12 protein-coding genes and 1 tRNA gene are annotated in these 15,347 nt (G+C 57.8%); 6 read left to right on the top strand and 7 right to left on the bottom strand.

Annotated features, from left to right (window positions below):
- The first annotated feature begins 191 nt into the window (after nucleotides 1-191).
- Entirely contained in the window at nucleotides 192-779 is a 588-nt protein-coding gene (locus NHH03_RS03710; protein ID WP_253154398.1) for a hypothetical protein, read from the top strand.
- A 76-nt stretch (nucleotides 780-855) separates the two neighbouring features.
- Here NHH03_RS03710 and NHH03_RS03705 read toward each other — a convergent pair whose 3' ends face one another.
- The 5 genes from NHH03_RS03705 to NHH03_RS03685 all read right to left on the bottom strand — a co-directional run bounded on the left by NHH03_RS03705 (nucleotide 856) and on the right by NHH03_RS03685 (nucleotide 7,141).
- Nucleotides 856-2,223 (bottom strand): sigma-54-dependent transcriptional regulator, encoded by a 1,368-nt coding sequence (locus NHH03_RS03705; RefSeq protein WP_253154397.1) that lies wholly within the window; start codon nucleotides 2,221-2,223, stop codon nucleotides 856-858.
- Entirely contained in the window at nucleotides 2,220-3,605 is a 1,386-nt protein-coding gene (locus tag NHH03_RS03700) for a sensor histidine kinase (RefSeq protein ID WP_253154396.1), read from the bottom strand. The genes NHH03_RS03705 and NHH03_RS03700 overlap by 4 nt, the downstream gene beginning before the upstream one ends.
- A gap of 109 nt (nucleotides 3,606-3,714) precedes the next feature.
- Nucleotides 3,715-5,241: a Do family serine endopeptidase gene (locus NHH03_RS03695; protein ID WP_253154395.1), complete on the bottom strand. Its 1,527-nt coding sequence runs from the start codon at nucleotides 5,239-5,241 to the stop codon at nucleotides 3,715-3,717.
- Between the two features lie 217 nt (nucleotides 5,242-5,458).
- Nucleotides 5,459-6,901 (bottom strand): SGNH/GDSL hydrolase family protein, encoded by a 1,443-nt coding sequence (locus NHH03_RS03690; protein WP_253154394.1) that lies wholly within the window; start codon nucleotides 6,899-6,901, stop codon nucleotides 5,459-5,461.
- Nucleotides 6,902-7,056: 155 nt separating this feature from the next.
- Nucleotides 7,057-7,141, bottom strand: a tRNA-Leu gene (locus NHH03_RS03685).
- 279 nt (nucleotides 7,142-7,420) lie between these two features.
- Here NHH03_RS03685 and NHH03_RS03680 point away from each other — a divergent pair.
- Complete coding sequence (locus NHH03_RS03680) at nucleotides 7,421-9,499, top strand: alpha/beta fold hydrolase (protein ID WP_253154393.1); 2,079 nt, start codon at nucleotides 7,421-7,423, stop codon at nucleotides 9,497-9,499.
- A 79-nt stretch (nucleotides 9,500-9,578) separates the two neighbouring features.
- Here the strand turns inward: NHH03_RS03680 and NHH03_RS03675 are convergent, their stop codons facing one another.
- Nucleotides 9,579-9,962, bottom strand: coding sequence for a carbon storage regulator (locus NHH03_RS03675; RefSeq protein WP_253154392.1), 384 nt, complete (start codon nucleotides 9,960-9,962; stop codon nucleotides 9,579-9,581).
- 329 nt (nucleotides 9,963-10,291) lie between these two features.
- On the opposite strand from NHH03_RS03675, the gene NHH03_RS03670 reads away from it, so the two are divergent.
- Nucleotides 10,292-10,567 (top strand): hypothetical protein, encoded by a 276-nt coding sequence (locus NHH03_RS03670; protein ID WP_253154391.1) that lies wholly within the window; start codon nucleotides 10,292-10,294, stop codon nucleotides 10,565-10,567.
- A 57-nt stretch (nucleotides 10,568-10,624) separates the two neighbouring features.
- Here the strand turns inward: NHH03_RS03670 and NHH03_RS03665 are convergent, their stop codons facing one another.
- A complete protein-coding gene (locus tag NHH03_RS03665) occupies nucleotides 10,625-12,070 on the bottom strand; it encodes a PDZ domain-containing protein (RefSeq protein ID WP_253154390.1) in 1,446 nt (481 codons plus the stop codon).
- A 272-nt stretch (nucleotides 12,071-12,342) separates the two neighbouring features.
- Between NHH03_RS03665 and NHH03_RS03660 the strand changes: the two genes are divergently transcribed.
- Genes NHH03_RS03660 through NHH03_RS03650 form a run of 3 tightly spaced genes read left to right on the top strand, consistent with a single transcriptional unit; the run spans nucleotide 12,343 to nucleotide 15,265 of the window.
- The gene (locus tag NHH03_RS03660) at nucleotides 12,343-12,723 is read left to right on the top strand and encodes an ATPase (RefSeq protein WP_253154389.1); all 381 of its coding nucleotides are present in this window, start codon (nucleotides 12,343-12,345) and stop codon (nucleotides 12,721-12,723) included.
- Nucleotides 12,724-12,770: 47 nt separating this feature from the next.
- Entirely contained in the window at nucleotides 12,771-14,177 is a 1,407-nt protein-coding gene (locus NHH03_RS03655) for a hypothetical protein (protein ID WP_253154388.1), read from the top strand.
- A gap of 14 nt (nucleotides 14,178-14,191) precedes the next feature.
- Nucleotides 14,192-15,265 carry a FliG C-terminal domain-containing protein gene (locus NHH03_RS03650; RefSeq protein ID WP_253154387.1) on the top strand — a complete coding sequence of 358 codons (1,074 nt, stop codon included), beginning with the start codon at nucleotides 14,192-14,194 and terminating at the stop codon, nucleotides 15,263-15,265.
- The last annotated feature ends 82 nt before the right edge of the window (nucleotides 15,266-15,347 follow it).

The raw sequence follows: 15,347 nt of genomic DNA, 5'->3' as shown, positions 1-15,347 counted from the left end.
GCAACTTTCGCTGTGCGAACCAAATCGGCTTTGAACCGCTAAAAGTTCTCGCTTGATGCTTTGAGCAGATGGCAGCGTTCCCAAATTTGCATTAGCGTGATGCCCTGCCACTACGAATAGAGTAGCTATCTCAGCATAACTCCTACCTCATTGCTCACGAAAATCACTCACCCTCCAAATCAATAGCCGAAATGAGATTCATTTTTCTAGCCGCGGCCCAGCTACTCATGTCGCTTCCGTTGATAGCAGACGAACCGAATCCGTTTTCAGAATTTAAGTCGCTTGCAGCGAAAAACGCGATTAAGAAATACAGTGAAAAGCTGGCTTTCTTAGATGAAAAACTGGCCGAGCAGGTTCGATTGGCGGATACCGAATTGCGTGCTGATTTCCGTCTTGCATTGAAAGAGGCGGTACAGTTGAACGATTTTCCAGAGGTTGAGCGACTATCGAAGTTCCTTCAAACTCTCGACACAAATCAAAAAGACGAAAAGCAAAGTTTCAAGAAACCGGATAGCGTTGTTCAACCGTCAATCCTTGGAACGTGGAAGTTTCCGGACGGAAATATTCTGGAAATGTTAGAAGACGGACGCGCAACATTGCGAGGAAGAACAGTCGCCATATGGCGCCCGCTTGCCAACGGAACATTTGTGATTGCGTATGTAAACTCTTTTCCGCGGGGATTTGCTTATGAATTGAAATTGCAAGAAAGTGGCAACTTAATTTCAGGCATTGGACATTCAGGTAAGCCTTTCGAGATACCGCGAATTGCCAATCCCTAGCTGGCACATGAGTTTTTGCATTGTGCTGTTGCGATTCACTCGCCCGCCCACGGGAGAGTGAATGCGGTCCAACCCGCTACAGATCGCTTTTGAGTTTGCGATAGATGGTTTTGCGATCCAGTCCCAGGATCCGTGCCGCCTGGGTCTGATTGCCGCCGGTGGCATCGAGAACGTGGGTGATGTAGCGCCGCTCGATCTCTTCCATCGAAACCAGTTCGTCGGGATCCAGGCCACCGATGTAGACGGTCCCGCTGCGGAAATCGCGGATCTTGTCGGGCAGGTCTTCGATGGTGATCTTGTCATACCGGGTCAGGGCGACGGCGCGCTCCATCACATTCCGCAATTCACGGACGTTGCCGGGCCAAGAATAACTGAGCAATTTTTCGGCGACACCATCGGCCAAACCTGTGATCGGTTTGTCTTCCCGCTGGGAAAACTGCTTTTGAAAATGCTCGGCCAACCGCAGGATATCGGCCCCACGTGATCGCAGCGGCGGCAATTCGATGCCGATCACATTGATCCGATAGTACAGGTCTTCGCGGAATCGGCCTTCGGCAACGGCCGTTTCCAGATCGCGATTGGTGGCGGCCAGCACGCGCACATCGAACGGCGTTTCTTTGTCACTGCCCACCGCGCGGACCGTCCGCTCCTCCAATGCCCTTAACAGTTTGACCTGCAAGGACACCGGCATCTCGCCCATTTCATCCAGAAACAACGTTCCCGAATCGGCCTCCAAGAACAAGCCGCGTCGTCCGCCACGGGCATCGGTAAACGCCCCTTTGACGTGGCCAAACAATTCACTTTCCAACAAGGTTTCGGTCAGCGCGGCACAGTTGACGGCGACAAAGGGTTGATCGGATCGGCGGCTGCCGGCATGAATCGACCGCGCCACCAACTCCTTACCCGTTCCGCTTTCGCCGGTGATCAACACCGCGGCATCGGCAGCAGCAATCTGGCCCAATTGGTCATACAGTTTTCGCATCGCGGGGCTTTGTCCCAGCAGATCGCCAAATGAGGTTGCGGCATCTTGGGACGATTCCAGTAGGCGAACTTGTTGCGTCAGTCGCCGATGCTCGATCGCGCGCCCGAGTGTGATCGAAAGCAAATCCATTTCGATCGGTTTGGTGATGAAGTCGTAAGCGCCCGAACGCATCGCCGCGATCGCCGTTTCCAATGTGCCAAACGCCGTCATCACGATCACCGGGATGTCCGGCCGCGACTGCGAGAGCTGTTGACACAGTTGCAAACCGGTGGTGCCCGGCATCCGCACGTCGGTCAAGATGACGTCAAAATCATGCTGGTGGATCGCAGCGAGCGCCTGGTCGGCTGAGGTAAACCATTGACTGGCGATACCGCGCAGCCGCAAATCCGTTTCGATCAACTCGCACATATTGCGTTCGTCGTCGACAATCAAAACGTTGGCGTTAGATTTCGTGCTGTTCATTTGGGAATCGGAAACGTCACTTCAAACGTTGTGCCCTGTTCTGGCTGGCCCTGTTCCGGCTGACTTTGAACGCGGATCTGGCCGCCGTGATCGCGGACGATACCATAGGCGATCGACAAACCCAGCCCGGTTCCTTGACCGACATCTTTGGTCGTAAAGAAAGGTTCGAAAACCTGATCCAAATGCTCGGCCGGGATTCCTTGACCGGTGTCCGAAACCCGCAGCATGATCTGGTCTTGGTCATCGTGTCGATCAAGCTGCACGGTCAGGGTGCCACCGTCGGGCATTGCCGCGATCGCATTGTTCATCAAATTCGTCACCACCTGCTGAATCTGCGCGGCGTCGCCGTCGATCTGCACCACTTGGTCGGGAAGCTGAAGCTGTAGGTCGACACCGGATTTGCCAGCGATCGGCCGAATCAAATCACAGGTTCGCTGGACGACTTGGTCCAACGAGATCGATTCGTGTGGCGCGGGGGTTTGGCGGGCAAAATCCAGCAGCTGTCGAATGATCGTTGTCATCCGCTCGGCTTCCGATCGGATCGTTTGCGCACTGGATTGAATTTCGGCTGCGGAAAGTTTTCCGCTGGCGATCAGGCCGGCGCGCCCGGAAACCACGTTCAGGGGCGTGCCCAATTCGTGTGCCATTCCGGCGGCAAGCGTGCCGATGGTCCCCAACCGATCGGCGTGACGAATCGTATCACGCTGCTGGCTGATCCGGTAACTCATTTGGCTGACCGCACCGGCCAAGCGGCCGAGTTCATCGTTGCTGCTGAGAACCGGGGGTTGATCCAGTTGTCCGTCACCGATTTGGTTGACCTGGGTGATCAATTTGTTAAGCGGTTTGCCAACCAATTGTACGCCGCCGCAGTAGATCACCACGGCCGACAGCACGGCGACGCCCAACAGGGACCACAGAGACGTCATCACCGATTCGCGAACAAACGCGTCCTGTCCGGCCAACGGCTCGGCGACTTCGACGGTTCCCACGGCGTCATTGTCGAGGGTCATGGGGACGTAGGAAAATGCTTTGCGGTCGCCGTCGCGGTCGGTGATCGAAACACTGGACAGTTGACGCGAGGTGGTTTGCAATTGATCCGCCGGTGCGCTCGAGGCGGTGTCTGCACCGTCAATCCATCGGACCTGCGGCCCACTCAACCGCCGTGTGGAAACTTCGATGGCCCGGTGCACTGTCACCGTGCCGCCTTGCTCATAGGCTCTTTGAATCGCCGGTGCGAGTGTCTCGGCCAAGTCTGCCGCGTGGGCCTGGCGGCGCTGTTGTTCCCAGGCGTGTTGTCGTCGCACGGTTTGCCAAGTGAACAGCATCACGATGCCAAAGACACCGGCTAGGAAAATCAAAATCAGTTTGGCGGCAAGTTTCATCGGTCAGATCTTGATTGAAAAGAAAAAAGAACGGCCAACACCCATTGTAAAGTGGACGTTGGCCGTCGTCAGTCCGAACAGATGTGATCGGGATCGATCGTCAATCAAATCACTGTTTCACCACGACAAACCGTGATCCTTGTTCGGTGCGGACCAGCAACAGCACCGAACCGTCGCTATCGGCATCGATTTGATCGCGAAAATCATCGGCACTGGTCACGTCATGACGGTTCACTTGTGAGATCACCATGCCGGGCTCCAATCCGGCTCGTGCCGCGGGGCTATCGACTTGCACCCGCGTGATCACCACGCCGGTCGTGTCGTCGATCCCCAATTGCTTGGCAACGTCTTCGGTCAAACCACTGATCTCCAATCCCAGCGATTGCAATTTCACCCCTTCGTCGTTCAACGGCGAAGCCGACTTGTTGTTGCGACCAAACGATTTGGGGTTGGCTTCACCGGTGTAGGTCAGCTGCATGGTTTTGCCGTCGCGGACCACATCGACCGGCAACGATTCGCCAGCCGGCGAGCGTTCGACAGCCAATTGCAATTGTTGTGGAGTGGTCACAGCGATGCCGCCAAATTTGACGATCACGTCACCGGTTTTCAAACCTGCTTTTGCCGCCGGCGTATCCGGGAACACTTCGTTGATCGCCACACCACTTTTGGGAGCGATGCCCAATTGGCGACTGAGTTCGTAGTTGACCGGTTGGATACTGACGCCCAAGTACGATCGATTGACACGTCCACCATCAACCAGTTGATCGCTCACCCAGTGTGCCAGATTCGACGGCACGGCAAAGCCGACACCATTGTTGCCACCGCCGCGTGAGGAGATCGCGGTATTGATCCCGATCACTTCACCTCGCAAATTCACCAGCGGGCCACCACTGTTGCCCGGGTTGATCGCAGCATCGGTTTGGATGAAGTTTTCGCGATCGGTGATTCCGATGCCACGATTTTTGGCGCTGACGATGCCTGTCGTCACGGTGCCTTCCAGTCCAAAGGGTTGGCCCAGTGCGACCACCCAGTCACCGACTTCCATCAAATCACTGTTGCCGACTTTGGCGGCCACCAAATCCGAGTCTCCCTGGAATTTGACGACAGCGATATCGGTTTGTGGATCGGTCAGAACCTCAGTCGCTTCGAACTCGCGGCCGTCGTGTGTTTTGATGATCACCTTCCCGCCGCCGGCGACGACGTGGTTATTGGTCAACACGATCCCGGCCGAGTCGATGATCACACCCGATCCGATGCCGCCTTGTGAGGGAGGCGACTGATGCGGCGAACCGCCCGGAATCTGGCCACGGAACATGTCTTCAAACGGAGTTCCCTTGAACGGGTTGGCTTGGTTGCTGCCCGGGGTGGGAGCCTGGCGACCGGCCGTTTGCCAACTGGTGTCGGGGCGGTTTTCGATGGCCACGACCGATGGCAAGACGTGTGTCGCGACTTTGCGAAAGGCGCCGGACAGCGCGTTGGCGACACGCTCGGTTTCTGGTGCCAAGACACCAGCGGTGTCCGCCGTGGACCGAGTCGCTGGAGTGACGGGAGCCGCACCGACCATCAGCCCGAGGCCGGCGAAGGTCAGGGGAGTCGCCAAAACGGCGGCCATCAATTTGGATCGAGACGCTTTCATATCAATGTGTTCCTGGAGGGAAGTTTGGAGGACGATGCGTTGCGGGTTCTACTAAGCACGCCCCGTGCCACTTCGGTGAAACACCCTTTCAGCACGCAATCATGCGGTTCGCACTGATCACGAGTTGCAATCAGCGAGACAAGATGACGCGCTGGGGCAGAATGCCCCAATTGAAAGCCGCCGATCGATTCCGATCGATTCCGATCTGCACGGATTGCTAAGGCCGTGGGAACTTGCGTGGCGAATACACACGCAGCGCTTGGATGCCATCGATCTCGCCGCTGATCTGCAAGGTGTGCGGCTGATCCGCAATTCGCTGCGCCACCGTCACCACACGCTCCACACCGGCCGGAACGTCGGGGGGCGAAGCTTGGTTGGCAGCTTGAGCGACAGCGTCCCAATCGATTTGGAAACTCTGCGGCAACGCATCCAAGCGGCGCAGCGCGACGATTGAAAACGCGACATCCCAATCTTCCGCTGCGATCACCACGCGACCCGAATCAGACACAAACGGTTCATCGGATCGGCCACTCCCGTCTGGCCCGGTGACCGAGCCCTGAACACGAAACGAGTAGACTGATGGATGATCGGGATCCTGTGTCGCATTGAGCGTCCAAGTTTCTTCGACCAGCGGTTTTTCAAATCCCATTTTCAACACGGCCGGCCAGGGGCCAGGTGGAATCGGCGTGTCACGCCATTTGACACGGTTGCGTTGGTGATAAAACATCGTCGGGTCGTCCAGCGGTGGCTTGCCGTCGATCATCAGCTGGCAGGTTCCGCTCGCCTGGTCGTGGAGCACCAAATCGATTCGGTTGCCATCGAAGGGAAACACCAATTTGCCATCCGCCGAGCGCATGGCATCCGTCACCGGGTGCGTCGTGACATAGCCACAATTCATCGGGTCGATCTGGCTGTCTGGGCGGGCGACGAAGTAAGCCTTGATCAGTTCCGTCATCAATGCGGTGCCGTGCTCATTGGGATGCACGTCATCGTTGACTAAATCACCGGGCGAGAGCTGGTGCTGTTGCAGGTAGGCTTGCCACAGCCGGCGGCGGTCGTCGAACCCGCACCCGTATTTTTGGGCCAGACCTGGCAGGAACTGTTGATTTCGCTGGGCGGCCCAGCGTTGACGCTGATCATCGATGGTTGAGGGATCTGATTCGTCGATCAACTGTTCCGAGCGCCGAAAATGATCGGCCTGCAGGATGACCTCCGCCGTCGTTTGCTCTCGCAACTGACGAATCATCGTCTCGTAGTCTTCGTTGTTCCCATAATCGTGAAAGACCACCAGATCGGCGTAAAATGGGTACAGGTCGGCTGTGGACGTTTTGACCAGACGCTCCGTCGAGAACCCCGACAGCGGGCGGCGATGGAATTCCAGATTGGCATGCGGGTATGTTTCGCTCAGAAAGTCGCCCAGTTTTCCACCCCACTTTCCCGCTGTGATCGATTGCCCATACAGCAGGATTCGAACGGTGTTGCGATGCTCCGCGTTGCTGGACTGCAACAAAGTCATGGTCCGCTGAATCCCACGCCCGAGTTGCGCAGGGTCGCCCAGATTGGTCGCCGCCGGATAATCGACTGAGGGGGATTGGCCATGGGCGATCGGCAACCACAGCACGATCAGGACAATGAACCTAAAAATCACTGAAATGGACACGACGTGGCTCGGTTGCTAGCGGGGGAAGCGGCTGTGAAACCGACAGCTTAACCCACCACGGACTGGCCCATTGGCCTTGGCGGCTGCGATAGAAATCAGGGCTCGAAAACTGCCTGATGAATTGCAGCAGAAAGAGATGCAGTAGCATTCTCAAGTGCGGCCGAGAGGACTCGAACCTCCACGGGATATAATCCCACAACGACCTCAACGTTGCGCGTCTGCCAGTTCCGCCACGGCCGCGACTGATCTGGGGCCGCAGTTTCCGAGAATCACCAGTGCGCGTCAAGCTCCCCTGGGGAGTGCGTGTCGTGGATTGAAATCTAGGCTGCGGTGGACGATTCGTGGCGTAAGCTTCCAGCTTGCGATTCACCCGGTGTGGGGTGATGGCAAACCGCGACACCCCACCCCCTTTGGGAGTGCCGTCAGGTCTACGTTGACACGCCAGGCCGCGGTTTTCTATGGTCGCAGCCGATGTGCCTTCTGTGTGGCGCCTAAAACGGCTTTAATTCGACTGACAGGATGTTGATCGAACTCGCTCTGATTCTGTTTCGCAGGATGCGAACACGTCGCCCGACCACCCGCGACGCGGTGACAGCTGCGCCGGCAGAAACCTGTCGAAGATTAACACTGTGGATCACCGCGGCGCTGTTGTTGCTGGTCACTGCCAACAGCGGCTGCACGTCGGTCCGCTACCTGTCACCACGCTCGGTGCGGGAAAACCCGCTGACATCGCAATTGCGGTTGCTCACCCGGAAAGGGCCGCAGTTCAGCGAGCGGACTGGGGCCACGCTACGACGTTACGGGCTACAGGAAAACTACGACGAAAACGTCACCTACTGTCTGGACACGATCCACAGCACGATTCGCGAAAATCGCGATCCCGAATTGATCCATGCGCTGGCCGAATTGTCTTATGTCGAAGGCAAAAAGGCGGAGTCCGCCGGGCACGACAGCGCCGCGCTGGGCCATTTTGGCACCGCCCTGACGAACAGCTACGACTACCTGTTCTCCGAAGAATTCGCGGAAACGAGAAATCAATACGACCCACTCTTTCGAGCGACCTGCGATTTATACAACGAATCGCTGGAGGACACGCTGCGGCTGCTGTGTAGCGAGCACAAGATCAAGCCCGGACAAACCTATCGCATCAAAACGGAAGAGCGAGAGTTTGTCATCCAAACGCAGCTTCGCGGTGATTGGAAACCCGATGAATTTGATCACTACGAATTTGTCAGTGACTACGAGATTGAAACGCTGCGCAGCAAACACACGACATTCGGATTGGGTGTACCACTGATCGCGGTGCGGCGTACCAAAGACAGCGACAATCCGCGCGAAAATTACTATGCCGACGGCTTGAGCTATGCCGTCACGGCGATGATGCGCTGTGCCAAACCGGCCAACGGCGAATACCGTGATAGCAACGTTTGCGTACTGGAATTCTTTGATCCGCTGAAAGCAAACCAAGTCCAACTGGCTAACCACTGGGTGCCGTTGGAAACGGATCTGACGACGCCACTCGCGTTTTTCTTGGACACGCCACGCTTTCGTGAACGCAATCAAGAAACAGCCGGCTTGCTCAATCCGGCCGACGCGGCCAAATACCGCGGGCTGTACATGCTGGAGCCCTATGACCCCAATCGAATCCCGGTGCTAATGGTTCACGGGCTGTGGTCCAGCCCACGCACCTGGATGGATATGTTCAACGATCTGCGTAGTTTCCCCGAAATTCGGGAACGCTATCAATTTTGGTTCTATCTGTATCCGTCTGGGCAACCGTTTTGGTTGAGCGCGGCAAAAATGCGCGAGGACCTGAAGGATCTCCGCCAGACCTTTGACCCGGCGCACCAACATGCACCTCTGGATCAAATGGTGTTGGTCGGCCACAGCATGGGCGGACTGATCAGCCGCATGCAAACCATCGATAGCGGTGATGATTTTTGGAACATTGTGACGGATCAACCCACCGAGAAATTGCGTGGGAAACCGGAACTGCGGCACAAGCTGGTCAGCACATTGTTCTTTAAACCAAATCAATCGATCAGCCGCGTGATCACCATCGGAACTCCCTATCGCGGCAGCGAGTTCGCCAACGATCTGACGCGTTGGATGGCGCGCAAGATGATCAAATTGCCGTCGATGACCGTGTTGACCGGTGAGAATCTGGTGCAAAGCAATCCAGGGTTCTTCCGCGACACCGAGTTATTGACGATGGCCAATGCGATTGATTCACTGGCACCCGAATCGCCCATTTTTCCTGTCATGCATCGCGCCAAATACGCGCCCGGTGTCAAATACCACAACATCGTGGGCGTTCTGAAAAACCCAACCTTCCTGCAAAAGAAAATCGGTCGCGGCGATGGCATTGTCGCCTACGAAAGCGCCTCAATGGACGATACCGAAAGTGAATTGATTGTCGACTCCGAACACACCAAGATTCACATGACCGGGCAAGCGATTTTTGAAGTCCGGCGAATCTTGCTGGAGCATTTGAATTCCGTTGATCTGAACGATCGTGTTGCAGTCACTGTCAGCCCGCCGGCCCCACAGATGCCCCAAGCGGTCAGCCCCGTGCTCTATCAACAACCGAATCAATAGCCCCGATCCGCGATTCCATTCGCGGCATCCAACTGTTTTTTCTCCCCTTCCTATGGTTTGCCGATTTCCGCGACGGGTCTCACGATGCCGAGACGAATCCGGCGAGGGGAGCCGCCGGGCGGCTGGGATCCGTGGCTGCGCTCAGGTTGACCAAATCGCCTGTCGCGGAAACCGATCCGGAAAAGACCCGTGGATTGCTGCGACCGAGCAGACGATTTTTTCCTGCTTCGGCGGCTTGCTCGGTCGCCGGGTCGTGGGCGAACGGAAGCTCGCGCTCGGAAAGTTCGAATTCCTCCGTCTGTTCAGCGGCTTCCTCGGCAGCCAGTTCGCCTCTCAGAATGCGAACGTCGCGAGGGGCACTGATGCCGATTCGAACGCGATTGCCTTCGATGCGAACCACCGTCACGGTGATGTCATCGCCAATCATGATTTCTTGGTCAGCTTTGCGGTTTAGTACTAACATGGCAGATTCCTTTGCCGATTGCGGCGTCAAAGTGGACTCAGTTTGGCAGGGACAGTGGCGTCCTTGCTATGGTTTGCAGTGTTATGCAGCCAGCGTGCCAATCCTCTGTGATTTTCTTGGAAATGACGTAAGTCGTTCTTTTGAAGTGACTTGCGTTCATTTGGATGGGTCCCGCTGAGTTCACGACCCGGCAAAAAAGGGAAGACTTTACATTCATTTGCAGAATTGACGTGGATTGCAGAACGGATAGACTTGGGCTTAATGAGAATCAGTTGCAAAACGCACTGATGATTTCGGCCGCCCCCGCGTCCTGTGATTCGAGAGCCAATATGACGTCGACGATTCTGAATGTCTTTCCGAGCGAATCCGGCACCGACCGCTTAGTCCTTGTCCGCGAGACGGCTGAGGCGGGCGTCAGCCAACTGGTGCTGCGTCAGGAGAGTCAATCGCCCCACGTCGGCTGGTTCGTGCAGAGCCGGATTGTGATTGAACCGAATCAAGTTGCGGCATTGAAGATGACGCTGACCAGCAATCTGGTCAAAGACGAGACGCACAACGAATCGCCGCAAGAAATCCTTAGCTTCCGCACCGCGATGGCTGGTTAAGCCACTTCTTCAATGGGTTGAATGGGCTATCGCTGCCCGGCTGATCAATCATCCGGGTTAGGGCTTCTTGAGCGATTTCAGCTTCTGTTGCAACCGTTCGATCTCGGCTTGCAAGGCTTCGGTGTCCTTTTGAACCTCTGTTGCCGGTGGCGCTGATTCAGGGGATGGTTCCAGCGGCAGCGGATCAAGCGCCAATGGATCGGATTCACTGGCGGGCTGGGGCAGGCTGTCGCTGGCTGCGGCGGCTGGTGCAGGCAATGAAGCCGAGCGATCGCTCTGGGGGGCTTTGGCCGCTGACGGATCGGAGCCGCTGCCAAATAGGCCGCCGAACGCGGCCCCCAAGCCACCGATCAACGAACCGCCGGCGGGTGCCGCAGTTGGATCAGCCGAAGTGCCAGCGGTTGATGAGGCTGCGGAGTTGGATGGGGCCAACGCCAGGTCAGCGCCCAGACGCAGCGTTGCGTTGACCAATTGTTGGTCACGGATCACGCCCAGCGGGGTGCTGGAATCTTTCGGCAAACGGGCTACCAATCGCGCCAACGATTGAGAATCGGCGACCATCTGGCCTTTGACTGAAATGATGCGATCGTTGGGCTGCAACCCGGCGGCACTGGCTGGCGAGGAGGGCTCCACCGCGACGACTTCTACCCCACGGCGTCCCGTTACGTCACGCAGCTGGGCTCCTAGCGAGGGGCTGGGCATGTCTGTTGGCGTGGTGGCACCGGTTTCGTTGATTCGCGGCTGTGGTTCGGGCACTCGAGCGGGGTTGGGCACCGGGCTCGTTTGCTCGGTCAGCGACTTCGCCGCAGCGGAGGAGCCTGTGGTCGGCCTGGCTACCAGTTGCACCGGTAGATCGCTGACACGTCCCCCACGACCGACTCGCAGTCGCACCACTTGACCGGGGCGGCCCAATGCCACTTCATCCGCCAATTTGCGGACGGTTTCTGTGGGCACTTCATCGATCGCAAAGATGTAGTCGCCAACACGCAGCCCGGCTTCGTCGGCAACCGAGTGCGGCAGAATCGCGGTGACTTGCACGGCCGGGTGACCCGGATTGACTTGCACGGCTTTGATGCCGAGTGAGGTCTTTGCAGGCTCGGCCCGTGGATCTGGCGAATCAGATTCTTGGTCAAATCCCAAGGGGGCCAAGATCGAACGGCCGAACGATCCACCGGGATCTGAATCGGTCGGTTGGCGATCGAGAGGGCTTTCGTCGGTCGCCCCGGCCTGCTTGACCGCCGAACCGTCGCCTGCCGGAGTGGGCGTATTGCTACCGGCGCGATACCGAGCCGCAGGTGTGGGATCCCCGCTGCGGCCGACCGGCTCCAGGGGCCGAGCCGGCAAACGATCCGATGGATTGTTGGTGGGAGCTGGGGCCGCGATCTGGTCGGCGATTCGGTTTCGCAACCGTCGCAACAATCCCTGCGCGTCGGCTTGCTGGGCAAACACTAACGTGGGCGTGAAGGTGATCAGCAGAACACCAAAAAGGCGACGTAGGGGCATCGATCTGTTTTTTTCTGAGAAAACGAAACAAGAGACAGCAGGTATTCATGATACGGCTGTGTCGGCAAAAATCGAGGTGCGAAATTCGCTCGTTCACCAGCTTCGTGCCCGATTCCTCTTGCCATCGAGTGCTGTGGCCAGCTATGCCGAGTACATCTGTGAGCGAACTTGAGTGTTTTTTCACAGATTGGCGAAATCAATCGAACCTTTGAAAATCAGCGGAGGCCAGGATGGCCAGTGGATGGATGGAACCCAACGACTGCCGAAATCTGATGGTTTTGGTTGAATCAGTCACAGCGCCCTTGCTCATTCAGCATCCGTCGCCGGTGTGTCTGGAAATGGACATTGATGCCCATTTGCCGATCCCCTGTGACAGCCGCCGCGCCGCGGATTTGATCATGGCGCTTAGTCGTCAAGCGCTCGATGCGATGCCCGACGGCGGCGACCTTTCGATCATGGCTTGCCAGACCGAACACGGGATCGAACTGGAGATCGCCGACAGTGGCAGCGACGTGCAGACTCGCGAACGGCACCTGCCAATTGCTGCAGCCGCGGTGAACGCCGAACTGCAATGGCAAAATTGCCCACAAGGTGGCGTCGCCGTCACGATTTTATTTCCCGCACAATCATCTAGCAGTCGACTGGCAGCGTAAGCGTGTTGCGTCAGCGGACCGAACAATTCAAATCGCACCTGGACTCCGTGCCGGCTTTACCGCGCGGTGTGGTCTGGGTGATCTCATGCGTGCTGATCATCGGCGGGCTGGCCTACCTGTACGGCGCAACCGCGTCGCCGGCGATGGAGCCATTGTTCGCCGGGCGCACGCTGCGCGATGTCGAACTGGACCAAGTCTCGATCGCATTCAGTGCCGCCGGGTTGACCGACTGGCGCCGCGACGACGGCCAGATGTTGATTCCCCGTCAAACGCGACACAAATATTTGGCTGTCTTGGAACAGTCGTCGGCATTGCCCTACGCGCTCAAAAGCAACGTCGATGCGGCCTTTTCCGGCGGCAACTTTTTGGAATCCGAATCCGCTCGCCGCAGGCGTCATCATCATGCCAAGTCGCAAGACCTGGGATACAAGATTGCCACCTTTAGCGACATCGCGTGGGCCAGTGTCACCTACGACGAACAAATCAGTGGCGGATTCGATCCGCAAGTCATCCAGTCGGCTAGTGTGTTGTTGATCCCCAAAGACAACAAACCGCTGCTGCCCAGTCGAATCAGCATGATTCAAGACCTGATCTGCGGCGCCTACGCAGGCATGCAGATCGACCAGGTCACGGTGACCGACACCTGTGCTCAAAAAACCTACAACGGCAGCGAAGACCCCAAGGTCCGCCAGCAACGCCAGTCCGAATACGAACTCGAACAGCGGCTGACGCAGTTGCTAAGCGGATACACGGGACTGCGAATTGCAGTGACCAGCACCGCCCCATCTGGGCCCGATGATCCCTCGCAGCCCGACGATTCCCGGCCCCAGGGTTCGGCACCCAACCACCGTGACGCCAGCAAAAAATGGGTCAGTGTCGGTGTCCCCGAAAGCCAATTTCATGCGCAATGGATCAGCGATTTCAAAACGCGTTACCCCGAACAAACGGTGCCCGCCAGGCCAACGCCGCAACAGTTAGCCGAAGTTCGCCGCAGTGTGATCGGAAACATCCGTGACGCGATCGGCCCGCTTGTCCAAGCCACCTCGATGGACGATCAGCAAGTCATCAAGATTTGGAGTTATCCCGATTTGCCCAACACCCCACTTTACGCCACCGCCGCGCCCTGGCCGCAAAGCGTACGTGAGTTAGTGCAGATCGCACGATCGCATGCGGCCGTCGCACTGTCGGTCGGCTGTTTGCTATTGGTCGGACTGGGGATCGGGTTGGCGGCGATGCGGATGCGGATGCGTAGTACCGCGATCAACAGCCGCGCCGGCGAGGATGCAAGTCACCGCCAGGCAGCAGCATCCCCGTCAGATCGGCCTGGTGCGGCGATGCCGGCGGTTTCCAGCGCCGAGGAAACCACCCTGCGGGATGATTTGGCGGATCTGGTCGAATCCAATCCCGAACTGGCTGCACAAATCGTCCACAGCTGGATCGCCGACGCGGCGTGAAGAGAACCACAACGATGATGCAAACGGAACGACCCGCCACCGAATTCAGCGACCAGCCGACATCGTCGCTGCGCCAGATTGCCATCCTGTTGCACACGCTGCCAGAACGCACACACCGAGTCTTGCTGGGACAATTGGACCAGGACGAAAAACAACGCATCGCCGACGAATTGTTGGCGCTTGGTGAAGTCGATGCGATGGAGCAGTATCGCGTCCTGAAATCGATGCGCGATCATCTGCACGCAGAAACGCGAACCGTGGAGTCGGTCGAATCGGAGATCCAAGACGAAATCATGATCGGCCGCGCCAGGGTTTCGAAAAAACGCTCCGGTTCGGGCTATCGCACCCGCGACGATGCCCAACCCAACCCATCGGTGACGTCGGGTCCGATTGTGAGTTCGCCCGCAAGCGAATCGGTTTCCTCCATTGCCGGTTCGGCCACGGTCGATGCTGGCCGCCAGCTGGATCCCAGCGGCGGCGCGAGCAGTAGCCCGATGACGCCCGAAATGCTGCAGATCATGTTCACTCAGTTCCACCAAACACAGGCGGCCGGTGTCTTGCCGGCCGCGGCACGCGGTGAAACTTGGCCACCGGCAGCAGGCAATGCCGCGGCATCCGCACAGACCACGGCCCCGCAGATTGACTCGCCCAACGCCGCATGGTTGGCATCACCGCCGGTCGCCGGTCACGATGCAACCGTCCGTCACGCCAACAGCTTTCCGCGCGTGTACCCCGCCACCGGTGACGGGGACAGAGCCGGCGGCGACGGGGACAGAGCAGCGGCGGAAGCCCAAGCGGCTCAACTGGCCCGCCGCGTCGACCAATTTCTGATGTCGCTGCCGACGGCCGATCTTTGTCAGGCCTTGGGAATGGTGACGACCAAGCAGGCCTTCTTGGTCCTGTGCGGACTCCCCAACGAGACCGCCGAACTGGTGCTCGAAATGCTACCCCGTCGCAAAGCGAGGAAGGTGCGCAGCGACATGCGGCGGATGGGACAATTACAACTGTCCGACATCGATGCGGCGAAACAAGTGGTTTCCGAAGTCGCGATCCGATTGACCACACGCCCCGTTTCCTTCGCCGCCTAGTTGATTCGCCGGGGAAAACGGTTGCATGTTCACCCGGGGTTCCTGCCGAACTGCTGGAGGCAGGTTCGACAGTGACCCCGGG

The organism is Stieleria tagensis (assembly GCF_024129865.1).
Lineage (GTDB): Bacteria > Planctomycetota > Planctomycetia > Pirellulales > Pirellulaceae > Stieleria > Stieleria tagensis.
The sequence above is the reverse complement of the archived record's forward strand: the minus strand, read 5'-3'. Positions and strand labels throughout refer to the sequence as shown.